Here is a 15,733-nt window from a genome sequence, read left to right as displayed (position 1 = left end):
TGTCCGGCAGGGTCGGCCCGAGTTGCACCACCGCCCACCCGGGCGGCTCCATTGAAGGCGGATCATCCCCGACCCGACCCCGGGGCACTACCACCGTTGCACCACCGCCCACCCGGGCGGCTCCATTGAAGGCCCAGCGCGTCCACTGCCTGCGCGAGCGAGCGGGGTAGTTGCACCCTGCCCACCACCCGGCTGAACCGCCGCCGAAGGGGCAGCTTCCCGCCCCTCGCGGCTGCGGGAGCACTGCCGTAACCGCAGGTGAACGCCCTGTGTGCGCTCCCTGACGCCCCGTTGTCAGTGGCGGGTGGCAGGATGCTGCGCGTACTGGTTCCGTCACCGTGTGGTGGGGAGTGGCTGTGGCGCGCGAGTTGGGTGGGTTGTCGTTCGGGGCGTTCATGCGTCGGGCGACGGGCCGTGAGGCGTTTCCGTTTCAGGCGCGGCTTGCTGGCGAGGGGTTGCCGGAGTTGTTGCGGGTGCCACCTGGGTCGGGGAAAACCGAGGCGGCCGTGCTGCCGTGGCTGTGGCGGTTGTTGGAACATCCGGACGCGGGGGTGCGGGCGGGGACGCCCGGGCGGTTGGTGTTCGTGTTGCCGATGCGGACGCTGGTGGAACAGGTCGTCGAGAAGGTGACGACGTGGGTGGGGGCGCTGGGGCTGGCCGAAGAGGTCGGGGTTCATGTCCTGATGGGTGGGGAGGCCCGGGACGACGATGCCTGGCAGATGGATCCGTTCCGGCCGGCGGTGTTCGTGGGGACGCAGGACATGGTGTTGTCGCGGTTGTTGCTGCGGGGGCACGGGGACGCGCGGTCGCGGTGGCCGGTGCCGTTCGGGTTGTTGCACAACGGGACCCAGTTCGTTTTCGACGAGACGCAGCTGATGGGTCCGGCGTTGTGGACGTCGGTGCAGTTGCAGGCGTTGCGGGAGCAGTTGGGGACGGCGGTGGGGTCGTCGTCGATGTGGATGTCGGCGACGGTGGACCCGGCCGAGTTGGTGACGGCGGACCGGGGAGTGCCGCCGGTGCCGGTGGAGTTGAGCGCCGAGGACCGTGCCACGGAGGTGTTGGCGAAGCGGTTGGGCGCGCTGCGGCGGGTCGAGCGGCTGGTGGTGCCGGATGAACCGAAGGGCTATGCCGGGGCGGTGGCCGAGGCGTTGGCCGGTCGACATGTGGCGGGGACGCGGACGTTGGCGTTCTTCAACACGGTGCGGCGGGCGGTGGAGGTGGCCCAGGCGTTGTCCGGAGTGCTCTCCGGTGCGGGGGCGGGTGCGGGGCCCGAGGTGGTCTTGGTGCATGGGCAGTTCCGGCCGGGTGACCGCCGGCGGTTGGTGGACCGGGTGATGGCGGGGTGTGCGGGTCCGGGGCAGATCGTGGTGAGCACCCAGGCGTTGGAGGCCGGGGTCGACATGACGTCGCGGGTGTTGTTCACCGAGGTGGCGCCGTGGACGTCGGTTCTACAGCGGTGTGGGCGGTGCAACCGGACGGGGGACGATCCAGGGGCCGAGGTGCTGTGGGCCTGGCCCCCTGGGGGGAAGCGGGCGTCCGCTCCTTATCTGGAGGAGGATCTGGCGGCGTCGGCGAAGGCCCTGGCCGGCTGGGAGGGCGCGCGGGTCACGCTGCGCGAGATGCTGGACGCGTCGGTGGTGCAGCAGAAGGTGGAGTACGTCCAGCTGCGGCGGCGGGATCTGTTGCAGCTGTGGGACACGATGCCCGATCTGAGCGGCGCGGATGTCGACGTGAGCCGGTGGATTCGGGACGGGCAGGATCTGACGGGGCAGGTGGCCTGGCGGGCCTGGCCCGAAGGGAAGCCGAGCGAGGACGGGGAGCGGTTTCCGGGGCGGGACGAGTTGTGTCCGGCTCCGCTGGATGACCTGCGAGGGTTGGCGAGGGCGGGCCGGTTGTGGCTGTACGACCAGGTCGATGGTCTGTGGCGGCGGGCGGCGCCGCAGGGGGTTCGGCCTGGAGAGGTGTTCCTGATGGACGCTCGGTTGGGCGGCTACCAGGTGGAGACCGGGTGGGCACCGAGATCCCGGACGCCGGTGCCGGTGCCGGTGGTTGGGGCGGGGACGGGGACGGTCGGCGGTTTGGCTGGTGACCGGTGGTCGCAGGGGGACCGTTGGGTGAGCCTTGCGGAGCACGGGCAGGACGTGGAGGAGGGGATGGCGGGGCTCCTCACGTCGGCCGGCGAGGCGCTGGACGTCTCGCCCGCGCAGTGCCATGCGGCGTTGGTCGCCGCTCGGCATCACGACCTCGGCAAGTCACATCATGTGTTCCGTTCTTCGTTGGCCTGCGCCGCTGGTGACGCGGTGCCGCCGGGGGAGGGGCCCTGGGCGAAGGGCCCGGGGGATCGGCTGCGCCATGGGCGTCCCTACTTGCGGCACGAGTTGGTGACGGCGCTGATGATGCTGGACCCGTCCAGCGGGCTCCTGGACGGGGTGGAGGAGGCCGACCTCGCGGTGTATCTGGCCGCGGCCCACCACGGGAAGGTGCGGATGTCGGTGCGCTCGGTCGGGGCCGAGGGGGAGTCCCGTCCGCCGCGCCTGCTGGGGGTGGAGCAGGGGGAGGTGGTCGGGCCGGTGGAGACGTCCGACGGGCGCCTCGTCCCGGAGATCAAGCTGGATCTGTCGGTGATGGCCCTGGGCGGCTCGACGAACGCCGTCGGAGACTCCTGGGTCCAACGGATGGCTGCCCTGCGGGATCGGGCGGACGCCGGGCCGTTCCGCGTCGGCTGGCTGGAGGCGCTGGTGCGGGTGGCGGACTGGCGTGCCAGCCGCAGCTACCGCACCGATCCGCCATCGGAGCCACCGGCGTCCGGCACGCTGCCACGACAACGCGCCGCCGCCCCCGCGAACGAGATCCAAGGGAAGCAGGAGGGCCTGTGGTGAGCGCCCGAGGTGTGGGCCTGCAAGGTCTGGAAGCGGTCAGTCTGGCGGACTACCTGTGCGCTTTGGGGGTGCTGCGCGCGGTGGCCACCCAGGCCGATCCCAGTGCGACGCTGGCATGGCGTCGAGGCGTGCCGATCCTGGACAGCGCGCTGAGTGGCGACGAACTGGTGGGGTGGCTGGCGGAGGAGTTCACGCCCAGCCCGATCATCTCGCCGTGGAACGCCGGCTCCGGGTTCAACGGCAACGGCAAGAGCAAGGAGGCCGAGCGAACCCTGGCCGCCGTCGAGGACTCCACCGCCCCTCGGCTGGGCCCGCTGCGGGAGGCGGTGGCCGTGGGGCGGACGGTGGTGGCCGAGGGCCGGACCCGGGGCTGGGCCGGCGGCACCATGTGGAGCGAGAAGCACAAGACGAGCCTGCTGACCCTGTGCCGCAACCGGCTCCCCGAGAACGTCCTGCCCTGGCTGGACGCCGCCTTCGCCCTCGATCTGGAGGACGTCTCCTACAATCCGCTGGCCGGCACCGGGGGCAACCTCGGCCGGCAGGAGCTGTCCGTCGGCTACCTCCAACAGGTCCTCAACACGACCCTGGACACGCAGGGCCGGTCCCTGGCCTGGGCCCGCTCGGCCCTCACCGGAGTCGAGGGTGCCCCCTACCTGCGGGGAGCGGTGGGCCAGTACGATCCCGGGCGCGGTGGCGGCATCCACTCCTCCGCGTTCGAGAAGCTCGACGACGCCGGCTTCATCAACCCCTGGCGGGTTGTCCTCACTTGTGAGGGCCTGCTGTTGTTCGCCAGCTCGGTGGCGCGCCGCAACAACGCCACCGGCCTGGCCAGCCCGTTCGTGGTCCGCTCCACGCCCTACGGGTACAGCACGGCCGCTGACGAGAACAGCAAGGGCGAGTTCTGGGCGCCCTTGTGGGAACGCCCTGCCCGGCTCTCCGAGCTGGCAGCGCTGCTGAGTGAGGGCCGTGCCCAGTACCGCGGCCGGCAGGCCCGCAACGGCTTCGACTTCGCCCGCGCTGCCGGCTCGCTGGGCGTGGACCGCAACATCACCGCCTTTCGCCGCTTCGTCATCGTCGAACGCTTGGGGCAGAACCCCCTCGCAGCCCGAGCCGGAGACGTCCCCGTCGGCCCCCGCGCCCGGCAACTCACCCTTCTCAACGAGGCGTTCGACTGGGTCGATCGGCTCCGCGACCCGATGCCGGCCGGCGTGGCCAGCCTGGCCCGCCGCGCCAAGGCCAGCATGTTCGCCCTGGCCGCCGGCACCGTGGACCCCGACGCCGAGGCGGCGGTCTTCGTCAGGCGCTTCGGCCAGTTGCACGAGGCCGTCGCCCGCTCATCCCAGATGCGCGGCAAGATCCGGCCGTTCCAGGCCAGGGAGCGCCCCAGCTGGCGGCCCGCATGGCTCGGAGGCGAACTGTCCCTGGCCGCCACCCTCGCCGGCCTCGCCCACCGCCCCGGAGGCCCTCCGGCCCTACGCCCACTCCTCACCCGCTGCACCGTCCAGCCCCCGGGTCGACTGGTCTGGAGTCAGGGAGCGCCCCCCAGCGGGGTGGACCTGGACGGCGACACCCTGCCCCGGGCCCTGGCCGCCGCACACCAGCACCGTCTCTGGGAGGTCGCCGCACAGGCGGCCGACCAGGGCCTGATGCCGCCCGTCAGCTATGCCCCGGCCACCAAGGCCCTGCCGAGACCGGGTCTGGTACAGGACTTCCTGGACGGCATGCTCGACGACCAGCTTCTGGCCGAGCTGCTGTGCGGCCTCCTCATCCTCGGCTGGCGCACCACCGTCCGCCCGCCGCTCGAAGAGGCCATCGGCCGCCCCCTGGGCACAGCCCTCGCCACCCTGCTGCCCTTCTACGGCGACGCCCTGCCCCCGATGCGATCCCCACTCCACCCGGACAGAGCCCCCTTCAACCCCGTGCTGCGGCCCCGCCCGGACTGGGCGAACCGGCTCCGCGCCGGCCACGTTGAGCCCGTCCTGGCCGACGCCCGCAACCGCCTACGCCAAGCTCACTGCCCACCCATCCCCACCCCGCGCGACCCGCCCGCCCTCGTGGACGGGACGCGGTTGGCCGCCACCCTGCTGATCCCCGCCGACACCGACATCCGAGCCCGGGCCCTGACCCAGATCAGCGTCACCGCCCGGCTGCCCCACGCCAACCAGCAGACGAACCACCAGCAGACAAAGGACACCGTCTCGTGATCGACATCTCCGCCAACCGCATCCGGCTGCGCGCGCCCCTGCGGCCCGCCCTCGGCTCGCGCTTCCAGCCCACTGGCTTCCCCGACCTCGGGGCCGCGGAGTTCACCTCCTACAACGACGACGGCGATGCGGTCCGCTCCCTCCTGGTGGAGTCCACCCAGTCCATGGCCAACCGCCTGGAGAACACCACCTGGGACCCAGCCCAGCAAGCCCCCATCGCCCTGCTGGCCGACCTGCCCCACGTCGAAGTCCGCCACGCCGACGGGCCACCCCACCGCTTCCTGACCTCCTCCCGCCAGGAAGCCCACCGCCTGGCCTCACCCTTCGTCCGGGAGGCCCGACTCGACGACCAATCGATGGCCCAGGTCATCGGCCAGCGGCTCGACCTGGCCAACCACAAGCCCCTCAGCTACCCGGCCATGGCCCGCGCCCTGATGTCCCTGGACCCGCTTGTCCTCCTCCACGGCTGCTTCTTCAACCAGAAGGCGTGGCCGGGACAGCCCCGCTTCGCCCGAGCCGTCAGCGCCGCCATCGAAGCCCACGACATCGAACAGGCCATCAGCGGCGGCCGGAAGTCCGACCACGTCCGCCACACCACCAGCGGCGACGGCGACGAAGGCACCGCCCTGGGCGGCAGCAGCGAGGGCTACGGCTCCATCCCCTACTCCCGCGTCGAATACACCGCCCGCCACATCGAGGCCCAGTTCAGCATCGACGTCCAACTCCTCCGCTCCTACGGCCTCGCCTCCCACACCACGGAACTCCTCGCCACACTCGCCCTGTGGGAGATCCGCACCTTCCTCGAATCCGGCCTACGCCTACGCACCGCCTGCGACCTCGACCTGGCCGGCGACATCCAGGGCACCGCCCCCCTACCCACCACCCGAGAACTCACCCAGCGACTGCGGGAACTGCTGCCCCAGACCATCGCCGAACTCGACCACACCGGACCCCTCACCGTGCTGTGGAGCGACGACAAGCCCAAGAAGCCACGCAAGGCCACCGCCAAGAACACCGTCCCGGCACCCGCCACGACGGAGAGCGCCGAGGCCCAGGAAGAGGCCGCGACCGCGTGATCACCCTGGCCTTCCACTTCCCCAACCGCCGCTACCACGCCACCCCCTGGGGCCGGTACCTCAACGAGGGCGCCGTCGAACTCCCGCCCTCACCGTGGCGCATCCTGCGCACCCTCTACGCCGCGTGGAAAACCCGCCACCCCGAACTCGACACCGACACCATCCACCCCCTCCTCCACCAGCTCGCCGCCCCACCCGTCTACCACCTGCCGCCGTACCGACTCGCGCACGTCCGCCACTACCACCCCGACACCCACCACCGAGCCGACCACCACAGCACCGACCGAGCCATCGACGCCTTCGCCATCCTCGGCGCCGACGCCACCCTCTACCTCACCTGGCACACCGCCGCCCTCACCACCGCCCAACACAAGGCACTCGAACTGCTCTGCCAGGCCGTCCCCTACCTGGGCCGGTCAGAAAGCCTCACCCAAGCCCGCATCCACGAAGGCCCACCCCCGGCCGACACCCACACACCCTGCGCACTGCACCTCTGGAACGACGACACCCAGGCGGCCTCGGGGACGGACACCGTGCAACTCCTCGCCCCTGACGGTGCCCTCGACCTCGCAGCCCTCACCCAACGCCCCGTCGACATCCGCGCCGACAAACGCCGCTACCCGCCCAACACCCGACTCCTGCCCTATACCGTCCCCCTCCCCGACCCAGCACCCCACCGGCCCGCCCGCACCACCCGAGCCCGCCCGCTGACCACCGCGGTCCGCCTCACCCTCGCCGAACGCATCCGCCCACCCCTCACCCAGGCCCTCACCCTCACCGACGCCCTGAGAGCCGCCTGCATCAAGCAACTCACCACCGGTCACCCAGACCGCCTGCAACAAGCCAGCGTCCTGGCCGGCAAGAACGCCGACCAAACCCCTATGCGAGGCCACCAGCACACCCACTTCATCCCCTACAGCACCAACGGCCGCCACATCGACGACATCGTCCTCTGGGCACCAGCCGGCCTCAGCGACGAGGAACTCCACGCCATCCACGAAACCGCCCGCACTCGAACCATCGGCGTCCCCCAGGACATTCCCGGCCCCCACAACCTCCACCTTCGCGTCACCGCCTACGGCCCAGCCGAAGCCACCCTCCCCAGGGCCTGGACCACCCCCGCCGCTCGCTGGACCACCACCACGCCCTTCATCCCCCCACGCCACCGAAAGAAAAAGCAGGAACTCCACGCCTACCTCACCGCCGAGATCACCCGCGAACTCGCCCACCGCGACCTCCCCGAACCCACCGACATCACCCTCACCCCCGGCCCCTGGTCCCGACACACCCGCCACCGCCGATCCAAGAAGGAAACCCTCGCCACCGCCCGCACCGCCTACGGCATCCAACTCACCTTCCCCCACCCCATCACCGGCCCCCTCACCCTCGGCCGCCACTCCCACTTCGGCCTCGGCACCTTCACCCCCACCCCATGACCTCAGTCAGGACCACTTCGGAACCCCAAGCACACCGGGAAACCCCGGACCGCACCGAAGCAGAATGTCCGGTGAGTCCTGCTTTGCCCCTGGCGATTCCGCCCCGCGAACCAAGCAGAACCACAAACCACCAGCTCAACAGCCCCAGCACCCCCGCCCACCCGGGCGGCCCCATTGATGGTCCGCTGCGCTCTCCGCGACATCCGCCCGGAATCCCCCAGCACCCCCGCCCACCCGGGCGGCCCCATTGAAGGCCTCCGGTCGCCGACTACATCGCCGCCATGGACCCGCCAGCACCCCCGCCCACCCGGGAAGGTGGATGGTCTTGTGGCTGAGGACGACCTGCTCGGCGACCAGCACCCCCGCCCACCCGGGCGGCTCCATTGAAGGGCCTGCCAGCTCTACGCCGCACTGAGACCGGCCGAGGCCAGCACCCCCGCCCACCCGGGCGGGCGGAGTAGCACGTTCTCGTCGATCACGAACCAGGTGCGGGGCGGGTTGTTCCGTTCGAAGACGTCCTGCCGGGAGACCCGGGCGGCGACCAGGTCTTCCAGGTTGTCTGGCCGCACTGCTGCCAGCATTGCGCGTGGCGTAGTCCTCGGTTTGTAGGAGTCCGGGGATGATCTGGCTCTCGAACACCTCCACCCCAGCGAGAAGACTCGCGCCCTCCTCGCACCCCCGACGAGACAGCCCCCACCACCGGCCCGCCGACCGACCACGCCCCCACCGCCACGCCGCCCCGCCCGCCCCTGACCTCCTGCCCCCGGACCTTCGAGGAGACCCTCGGCCAGGTCGAAGCCGGCACTCCGGCCCCGCACACGCCGTGTCGTGCACGGCGATGACGACGTGGGGGCCGTTGTCCAGGTGTCTTCCGTGTCAGTCGGACGCATCCCGCGGCTGGGTGCGCCGCTCGGCGGCGTCGAACGCCGGCCCGAGCGGGGCCAGGGCCGAGCGGAGTTGGTCGGGCAGCGAGCCGGAGGGCACGACCAGCCCTCCGGCGCCGATACTCCCGGGGGCCTCCGCGCTTCCCGACGTTGGCCGAAGCCAGCCTTCCAACGCGATACGCACCGCCGCGGCGACGCTTGCCGCGAGAACGCGGGCCGTGTGGGCCGTGTGGGCCCCGACATCCTCCAGACGCTCGGCGATCACCGCCGTGAGAGGGGGCGCGATGCCGGCGGTGGTGTCGAGGTAGGCGTCGCGCAGCGCGACCCGGCTGGTGATCAGCAGCAGCGCCTCCTGGGCGTGCTCACCGGTGTCCGTGTACTGCTCGACCACGGCTTCGGTGACCGCGTCAGCCAGGCGCACTCCCGCCGGACGGGCCGCGACCGCCGCCGCGATCCGCGCCTCCCGATCCGCCGTGACAGCGGAGACGATCGCCTGCTCGCGGCTGGCGAAGTAGTTGTTGTAGGTGCGCGGCGAGACGCCGGCCGCCTCGGCGATGTCCTCAACCCGCACCTGGTCCGGTCCGCGTTCCACGGCCAGGCGCAGGGCCGCCTCGCGTAGCGCCTCGCGCGTGGCCTGTTTCTTCCGCTCCCGCAGCCCCGGTGGTGGTGTCGTCACGGCGCCAGCGTCCCACGCAGAGCTGCGCGTACGCAAACTTGCGTGCACGCAAGTTTCCTGTCAGTCTCGACCCGACCGAGACCGACGGAAACGACGGGTGCGCTCCGACGGCGCCACCCCGCACCGCTCACAAGACGTCGAGCGTCGGCGGGCGCGGGCCCGGGCCTGCCGGAGCCCCTGGACTCCGGACGCCCGCGTTGGCTGAAGCCGTCGCACGGGCGCGCACCCGCCAGCCACCCCGAAGCACCCAGGGACCTGGCGACCCCTACGGATGACCAGGCCAGCCCCACACCTCGAAAGACAGGACGCCACCATGCGAGCAAGAGGAATGACCTACGACACCGGATTTGTCACGCACGGCCAGACATCCCGTGAAGACTTCGACCCCGCGGTGGTCCGGCGCGAACTCGCCATCATCCGCGACGACCTGCACTGCAACGCGGTCCAGATCATCGGCGGCGACCCGGACCGACTGGAACTGGCCGCCACCGCCGCCGCAGAACTCGGCCTGGAGGTCTGGTTCTCGCCCTATCCGCTGGAGCTGGACCAGCGGCAGATCCTCACGCTCTTCCGCGACTGCGCCGAACGAGCCGAACGGCTCCGACAGCGCGGAGGCACGGTCGTGTTCGTCGCGGGAGTCGAGCTGAGCGTCATGAACCTCGGGTTCCTGCCCGGAGAAAGCCCCGAGGAACGGGTCGCGGAACTGATGAGCCAACCCGAGCGGCTGGCCGAGACGATGCGCGAACTCGGCGTGCGCATCAACACCTTCCTTCGCGACGCCGTGGCCACGATCCGCGAGCGCTTCCACGGCCAACTGACCTACGCGTCCATCCAGTTCGAGCAGGTCGACTGGACTCCCTTCGACTTCGTGACGTACGAGCTGATCCGCTCCGCCGAGGTCGCGGACCGGTTCCGGGACGCGGTGCGGACACTGGCCCAAGGCCCGAAGCCGCTCGCCATCACCGGGTTCGGCACCGCCGCCTACCGCGGCGCGGGAGACCGTGGCGGACGGGTGCTGGACGTCGTCGAACACGACCCACAGACCAAGGCCCCCGTGCGGCTGAACGGCATATACGAGCGTGACGAGGCCGGCCAGGCCGCGTATCTGAGTGAACTACTGGAGATCTTCGAGACCGAGGGCGTGGACAGCGCGTTCGTGTTCCTGTTCGCCCTGCCCGGCTACCCGCACCGCCCGGACGGCGACCCCAGGGACGACCTGGACCGGGCCGGCCTGGGCATCGTCAGACTCCTCGAAGGGCGACGGGGACAGACCTACCCCGATATGGAATGGGAACCCAAGGCCGCCTTCTCGGCCGTCGCCCAGCGATACCGGAGCTGACCGGCCCCCTGCACGGCGCCCCCTCGGCACGGGGCCCCGTACCGAAGGAAACGGGACGCGCCGAACCGGCGCTGCCCGAACGTGGGCGCTGACCGCGTTCCGTGGGAGATCGTGAAGGGCATTACCCTCGCTGAGTGACGCGCACCGAGACACCGTGGGGGCCGTGGGAGCCCGCAGCCCCGGACGAAGTGACGGCGCTTTTCTCCTCGGCCGACACCCCCTGGTGGATTGCCGGGGGTCACGCCATCGAGCTCGCGGTGGGTGACTCCTTCCGAGAGCACAGCGACATCGACGTCCTGTTGCTCCGGCGCGACCAACGGAGCGTTCAGCGGCTGCTGCCGACCTGGGAGTGGTGGGCCGCAGACCCGCCGGGGACTCTCCGGCCGTGGCGGCCCGGAGAGACCCTGCCCACCGACGTCCACGACATCTGGTGCCGGCCCGGCCCATCAGCTCCCTGGCAGATCCAGATCATGCTCGACGAGGCGGAGGGCCAGGACTGGATCTCCAGACGATGTGCCCGGGTCCGGCGGCCGATCGGCCGGCTGGGCAAGCTCTCGCCGGAAGGCACGCCCTACCTGGTCCCAGAGGTGCAGCTCTTCTACAAGGCCCACCGGCCCCGGCCGAAGGACGAGCAGGACTTCCGGGCCACCCTGCCCTCCCTCGACGCGGGGCAGCGGCGGTGGCTGGCGAGGGCCATCGCCGAGGCGTACGGCGAACACCCCTGGCACCAGAGCCTTCGCTGACCGGGCAGGGCCTTCCCCGCCCGCCCTGCGCACAGCACGGCCCGTTGTCCGCGAGCCGCCGGGTGGGAAGCCACGGTCGTCAGCCGGCCCCGGCGGGCTCTTCGGCCCGGGCTCTGGCGCTGGCGAGGCGGTAGGAGTCGGTGCGGACCACGGTGATGGTGCCGGCGCAGGGTCCCGACCCTGTTCTTCTCCATCGCGGCCTCGGTGCCCGGCACGGGCAGCGCCGGACCGGTCCACGGCCCGAGGCGTCCTTGGCCGGGACAGCCGGTGACCGGCTTCGCTTGGACGCGGCGCGCCACACGCCGCTCACGCGGCCCGAGCGTCGCGGCCGGAGACCCCATCCGTTTGGTCGAGGGAAACGTGCGTGCGTTGCGTCGAACAACTGCAGCATGGCGGGGTGGCTGATCTGCTGTGGGATGACGTGAAGTGTTTCCTCGACCCGGACCTGGTGGGGTCGCTGCCGGACCTGCGTGTCCCGGAGGCCACGGTGGAGGACTGGCAGGCGGTCCTTGATCTTGTCGTGGAGAAGGGCTGGCGCCACCAGTACTCCGAGGGAGAGACGGTGCTTCCCATGCCTCGGGCGGAGGCCGTGCTGGCCCGACCGACTGATGCCGCGTGTCCGGAGCTGCGCGTCCGGCCGACTGCCGAGATGTTGGCGATCTTCCGTTTTCATGCCGCCGATGAAATCGACTTCGACGTCGACCTGCGGGAGTTGCAGGGGCAGGAGCGACTTGATGTGCTCTGCGGCTTCCTTGGGGAGATCGGGCGGCGATTGGGCAAGCCGGTGCTGATGGACCCGGAGGGCGACCATGGCCATCCGGGGCTCGGCTTCGACGTCGGGGCCGATCGAGTCGTTATCCTCGCGGCCCCGCAGGTCGGGTGACCGTCGCCGACGGCAGGGAACCGAGCTGCCACATCCACGTCAGGGAGGCTGCCGGCCGGAGGGCGCCCGTGCTTACTGATCATTTCAGAATGAGTCGCGCTCCGGCCCTCGCGTTCGACGATCTTGGTGGGCACAGCGGAGTGGCTTGCCCGTCAAGGGAGAACCAACCTCTGCCTGCCGTCTATGAGTTCGCGCACGGCGTCCAAGTGGCCGGCGTGGGTGGCGGTCTCGGTGATCACATGCAGGATGACCTCGCGCAGGTTGTCGTAGCGCCAGTCACCGAAGAAGTCCGGCCACCAGCTCGGGGCCGCCTCCAGGTCCGCACCGGCGAGGAAGGTGTCGGCGAGCTCCCCTTCCTTGCGGTAGAGAGCGAAGACCTCCTCGGCGGTCTTCTCCGGGGCGGGCTGCCACGCGTTCTCCCCGGACCCGAGGATCTCTTCAATCGCTGCCTGCTCCCCGGCGGCAACCGCGCGGAACCAGAACTTCTCGTCATCCAGGGCGAGATGGTGCACCAGCCCGAGGCATGTCCAGCCGGACGGGAGAACCGGGCGCCGCAGCGCCTCCTCGTCCAGGCCATCCAGGATGCCCAGGACGTGCTTCCGCTTGCTGTCCAGGACGCCGAGCAGCGTCGTTAGTTCAGTGTCAGCCATGGGCCGGACCCTATGCGGCCCCACTGACACCGGCTCACTGAGCGCTTCAAGACGCCGTTCGGAGTCGTCGGAGGCAGACGATGCCACAGTCGCGTTCCAGGAGGCCGTGGCGGAGGTCGGCGCGTCGCTCGTAGCGGGTACGCAGGCGCTTGAACTGGTGCAACCAGACGAATGCGCGCTCAACGCCCCAGCGCACCGTGCCGAGTCCGGAACCGGTGCGACGGGGCCGTCCGCGCAGCCCCCGGATCGGCGGGACGGAGCCATGGAGAGGGCGGGCACGGCGGTACTCGCTCGGTGTTGACGGGGCGTTGGAAGCATAGATTGCTTCGGGTCGACCCCGGCCAGGGCGAGGAAAGTGCCGGGGAAGGCTGTCACCGACCCATTGCTGCGCAGGGACTGCGACTGCCCACAGCCCGGCGCCAGAGGCCACTTCATCGCTCCGTACCGGGCGTTCACCCGCTTCGCCCGTCCCTGATCCTTTCCCCGGTCCCATCGGGGGTCCCGCCCCTGATCCCACTGAGAAGGGATCACCCCTGGCCCGGTGAAAGGCCAGCTCAGCGGCCGATTCGGCGATCCCAGGTCAGCCCCGACTGAAGATCACCACAGATCCCACAGACACATCGACGCCGGCACCGGCTCACCCGGCTGCACCGTGTCCCGTTCCCTTACGGCCCCGGTCCCGCGCGTGCGACCATCTCCTCTTCGGTTATCGCCGATCATTTCTGGTCTACCTTTCCTCTCCGCTCACCCTTATTTCTGGCGCCCTGTCAACTTCTCGCTTACGGAGCCGTGCTATGGGAGGCGTGTTCCAACTTTAGGCAAAAATAAGAGAATTCAGCTACTCTAAATCCCCAGTTCAACTGGCGGCCTGTCAGGAACCGGGTTAGATTATTGATAGCCCGGTAAAATAGGGCAGGGGGGAAAGGGGGGATAACCGGCAGGAGATCACCGTGATTCCTCATTCCCACCTCCGCGACGCCCACCACATCCACCCAGCCGGTGACGTGGCGCCCAGCCCCAGCCCCAGCCCCAGCCGTGTCGCCGGTGGCGACAACCGCGTCGAGGCGGTCTTCGCCCCGCTCGTCCACGCCAACTGGCACCACTACGAAGACGAGTTGGGCAACACCTACGCCATCGGCGGCCGAGGCAGCCTGCGCGTCGCCTACCTCGCCGGCACGACCCGCGCCTGGCACCTCGACGCCCGAGCCTGCTCGGGAGCACCGTGGGGAGGTCCGTGGAGCGCCCACTTCACCAGCGACACCCCGACCGAACTCGTGGCCGCCGTCACGAACGCGCTCCGCCACGACGCCTGCCACGACGCCAGCGCCGGCACCGAACACACCGACATCTGGCAGACCCTCCGTGCCGCCCGCTGGCACCTCGCCCAACCGGGCCGCGCCCAGCGCGCCCTCTCCCCAGACGGCCTGGTGGAAATCGAGTACCCGGCCGACGGCGCCCTCGTCCCACCCCGAGACGCGTGGCGCATCACCACCTCCCGCCCGCAGGACCTGTCCAACCCCCTCTGGACGGCCGCCTTCCACGAAGCCACCCCAACCGCCCTCCTCCGCGCCTTCACCCAGGCCCTCACCACCCACCGGCCCGTCACGCGGCACTCCTGACCGCCAACGCGCCCCCCACCCCCACCCCACAAGGAACAGCGCCATGCGTGAACGGAACGACGACTACCTTGTCACCCCCCGCTACCTGGCCGGCGTCGACGACACCAGCCTGGTGCCGGACCTGCTGAAGAACGCCGACTGGAACACCTTCAACGACGACACCGGCGTAGCCCACCACTACTCCCCGGACCACCGCTACTGCGTCTCCCACCCCCGGCTCTGCCAGGACGCCACCAGCGGCGAGACCCGCCCGGCCTGGCACATCTGGGAACGCCGCCGCGTCCCCGAGGCCGCCACCTGGCAGGCCGTGATCACCACCGCCTGCCCACCCGAGATAGTCGCCGACTTCGTCGAACCACTCCTCACCCCGCAACCGGCACACCAACCGATGGACTCGGTCACCTTCATCACCGAAGGCCTCATCGACGCCGACTGGACGCTCGACGTCGCCGGAGGGGCCATCACCTACACCAACCCCGCCGGGCAGCTCGCAGCCCGCTACCAACCCCCTCCCGCCTGGGCAACGCTGCACGACCTGCGCACCGTCGCGGGCTGGGACGTGCACGCCAGGGTCCGGCCCGGCCGGGTCCTGTGGCGGGCCGGCTTCTCCGCCACCACCCCGGCCCACGTCATCAAGACCTTCTGCGACGCCGTGCTGAACCCGGAACCCGTCCCGCGCTACGCCAACGACATCGACCCCGCCCTCCGCCCCCACCTCACCATCCGACGCGGCTGACCGGCCACTTCCGTCGCACCCAGGAGGCCCCACCATGCCCGGGAACAACGACCCCACCCGACGCCCTCACCCCTCCACCGCCCAGGACCAGCACCCCCACGTCCTCACCAAGGTCTGGCAGGCGCTCGCCAGCCACCACGGCGCCACCACCGCCGAACTCGCCCTCGCCGCCGGCCTGCCCCGCACCACCACCGGCAAGGCGCTCGTCCTGCTCGAACAGCACGGCATCGCGACCCGCACCCGAGGAACCCGCGACGGCGGCCACCACGAAGCGGACCGCTGGCGCCCCCACCCTGACCGGCTACCGACCCAGGACGGAACGACCGACCCGCCCAGAGCCAGGAAACGGCTGGCTCAGGGACAACTTCGAGACCTGGTCACGGCCCACCTGACCGCCCACCCGGACGCCGAGTTCACCGCCACCGAGATAGCCCGCGTCCTCGACCGGAGCGCCGGGGCAGTCGCCACCGCCCTGGTGAGGCTCCCGGGGGCCTCCGCGCTTCCCGACGTTGGCCGAAGCCAGCCTTCCAACGCGATACGCACCGCCGCGGCGACGCTTGCCGCGAGAACGCGGGCCGTGTGGGCCGTGTGGGCCCCGACATCCTCCA

At 70.8% G+C, this 15,733-nt stretch carries 13 protein-coding genes, 1 pseudogene and 1 CRISPR repeat array (1 of these 15 cut by a window edge); of the genes and pseudogenes, 10 read left to right on the top strand and 4 right to left on the bottom strand.

The window, feature by feature from the left end; genetic code table 11:
- Nucleotides 1-132: a CRISPR direct-repeat array (repeat unit 37 nt; unit sequence GTTGCACCACCGCCCACCCGGGCGGCTCCATTGAAGG) (it extends 273 nt beyond the left edge of the window).
- 206 nt (nucleotides 133-338) lie between these two features.
- From cas3g to csb2, 4 genes are read left to right on the top strand one after another with little or no spacing between them, the layout of a single operon-like run.
- A complete protein-coding gene (gene cas3g, locus RM844_RS20045) occupies nucleotides 339-2,879 on the top strand; it encodes a type I-G CRISPR-associated helicase/endonuclease Cas3g (protein ID WP_449657330.1) in 2,541 nt (846 codons plus the stop codon).
- Nucleotides 2,876-5,083: a type I-G CRISPR-associated protein Cas8g1/Csx17 gene (gene cas8g1 / locus RM844_RS20040; protein WP_311668674.1), complete on the top strand. Its 2,208-nt coding sequence runs from the start codon at nucleotides 2,876-2,878 to the stop codon at nucleotides 5,081-5,083. Before cas3g ends, cas8g1 begins: the two co-directional genes overlap by 4 nt.
- Nucleotides 5,080-6,159 (top strand): type I-G CRISPR-associated RAMP protein Csb1/Cas7g, encoded by a 1,080-nt coding sequence (gene cas7g, locus RM844_RS20035; protein WP_311668673.1) that lies wholly within the window; start codon nucleotides 5,080-5,082, stop codon nucleotides 6,157-6,159. The genes cas8g1 and cas7g overlap by 4 nt, the downstream gene beginning before the upstream one ends.
- The gene (csb2, locus tag RM844_RS20030; RefSeq protein WP_311668672.1) at nucleotides 6,156-7,595 is read left to right on the top strand and encodes a type I-G CRISPR-associated protein Csb2; all 1,440 of its coding nucleotides are present in this window, start codon (nucleotides 6,156-6,158) and stop codon (nucleotides 7,593-7,595) included. The genes cas7g and csb2 overlap by 4 nt, the downstream gene beginning before the upstream one ends.
- A gap of 401 nt (nucleotides 7,596-7,996) precedes the next feature.
- On the opposite strand, the gene RM844_RS33755 is transcribed toward csb2, so the two are convergent.
- A complete protein-coding gene (locus tag RM844_RS33755) occupies nucleotides 7,997-8,176 on the bottom strand; it encodes a Scr1 family TA system antitoxin-like transcriptional regulator (protein WP_449657329.1) in 180 nt (59 codons plus the stop codon).
- Between the two features lie 295 nt (nucleotides 8,177-8,471).
- Entirely contained in the window at nucleotides 8,472-9,155 is a 684-nt protein-coding gene (locus RM844_RS20020; RefSeq protein ID WP_311668671.1) for a TetR/AcrR family transcriptional regulator, read from the bottom strand.
- 328 nt (nucleotides 9,156-9,483) lie between these two features.
- Between RM844_RS20020 and RM844_RS20015 the strand changes: the two genes are divergently transcribed.
- The 3 genes from RM844_RS20015 (at nucleotide 9,484) to RM844_RS20005 (ending at nucleotide 12,120) form a co-directional block, all read left to right on the top strand.
- Nucleotides 9,484-10,494 carry a hypothetical protein gene (locus RM844_RS20015; RefSeq protein ID WP_311668858.1) on the top strand — a complete coding sequence of 337 codons (1,011 nt, stop codon included), beginning with the start codon at nucleotides 9,484-9,486 and terminating at the stop codon, nucleotides 10,492-10,494.
- A 134-nt stretch (nucleotides 10,495-10,628) separates the two neighbouring features.
- Nucleotides 10,629-11,237 carry a nucleotidyltransferase domain-containing protein gene (locus RM844_RS20010; protein ID WP_311668670.1) on the top strand — a complete coding sequence of 203 codons (609 nt, stop codon included), beginning with the start codon at nucleotides 10,629-10,631 and terminating at the stop codon, nucleotides 11,235-11,237.
- 397 nt (nucleotides 11,238-11,634) lie between these two features.
- On the top strand, nucleotides 11,635-12,120 hold the full coding sequence (locus RM844_RS20005) for a hypothetical protein (RefSeq protein ID WP_311668669.1): 486 nt from the start codon (nucleotides 11,635-11,637) through the stop codon (nucleotides 12,118-12,120).
- 152 nt (nucleotides 12,121-12,272) lie between these two features.
- On the opposite strand, the gene RM844_RS20000 is transcribed toward RM844_RS20005, so the two are convergent.
- The gene (locus RM844_RS20000; RefSeq protein WP_311668668.1) at nucleotides 12,273-12,770 is read right to left on the bottom strand and encodes a DinB family protein; all 498 of its coding nucleotides are present in this window, start codon (nucleotides 12,768-12,770) and stop codon (nucleotides 12,273-12,275) included.
- Nucleotides 12,771-12,816: 46 nt separating this feature from the next.
- Nucleotides 12,817-13,041, bottom strand: a pseudogene (locus tag RM844_RS19995) (transposase); the annotation flags it as partial.
- Between the two features lie 679 nt (nucleotides 13,042-13,720).
- Here RM844_RS19995 and RM844_RS19990 point away from each other — a divergent pair.
- From RM844_RS19990 to RM844_RS19980, 3 genes are all read left to right on the top strand, one after another.
- Entirely contained in the window at nucleotides 13,721-14,389 is a 669-nt protein-coding gene (locus RM844_RS19990) for a DUF317 domain-containing protein (protein WP_311668667.1), read from the top strand.
- Between the two features lie 43 nt (nucleotides 14,390-14,432).
- The gene (locus RM844_RS19985) at nucleotides 14,433-15,125 is read left to right on the top strand and encodes a DUF317 domain-containing protein (protein WP_311668666.1); all 693 of its coding nucleotides are present in this window, start codon (nucleotides 14,433-14,435) and stop codon (nucleotides 15,123-15,125) included.
- 34 nt (nucleotides 15,126-15,159) lie between these two features.
- On the top strand, nucleotides 15,160-15,733 hold a 574-nt coding region (locus tag RM844_RS19980; protein ID WP_311668665.1), incomplete at its 3' end, for a hypothetical protein.

The sequence above is a fragment of the Streptomyces chisholmiae genome (assembly GCF_031845445.1).
In the GTDB taxonomy this organism is placed as follows: Bacteria; Actinomycetota; Actinomycetes; order Streptomycetales; family Streptomycetaceae; genus Streptomyces; species Streptomyces chisholmiae.
The sequence above is the reverse complement of the archived record's forward strand: the minus strand, read 5'-3'. Positions and strand labels throughout refer to the sequence as shown.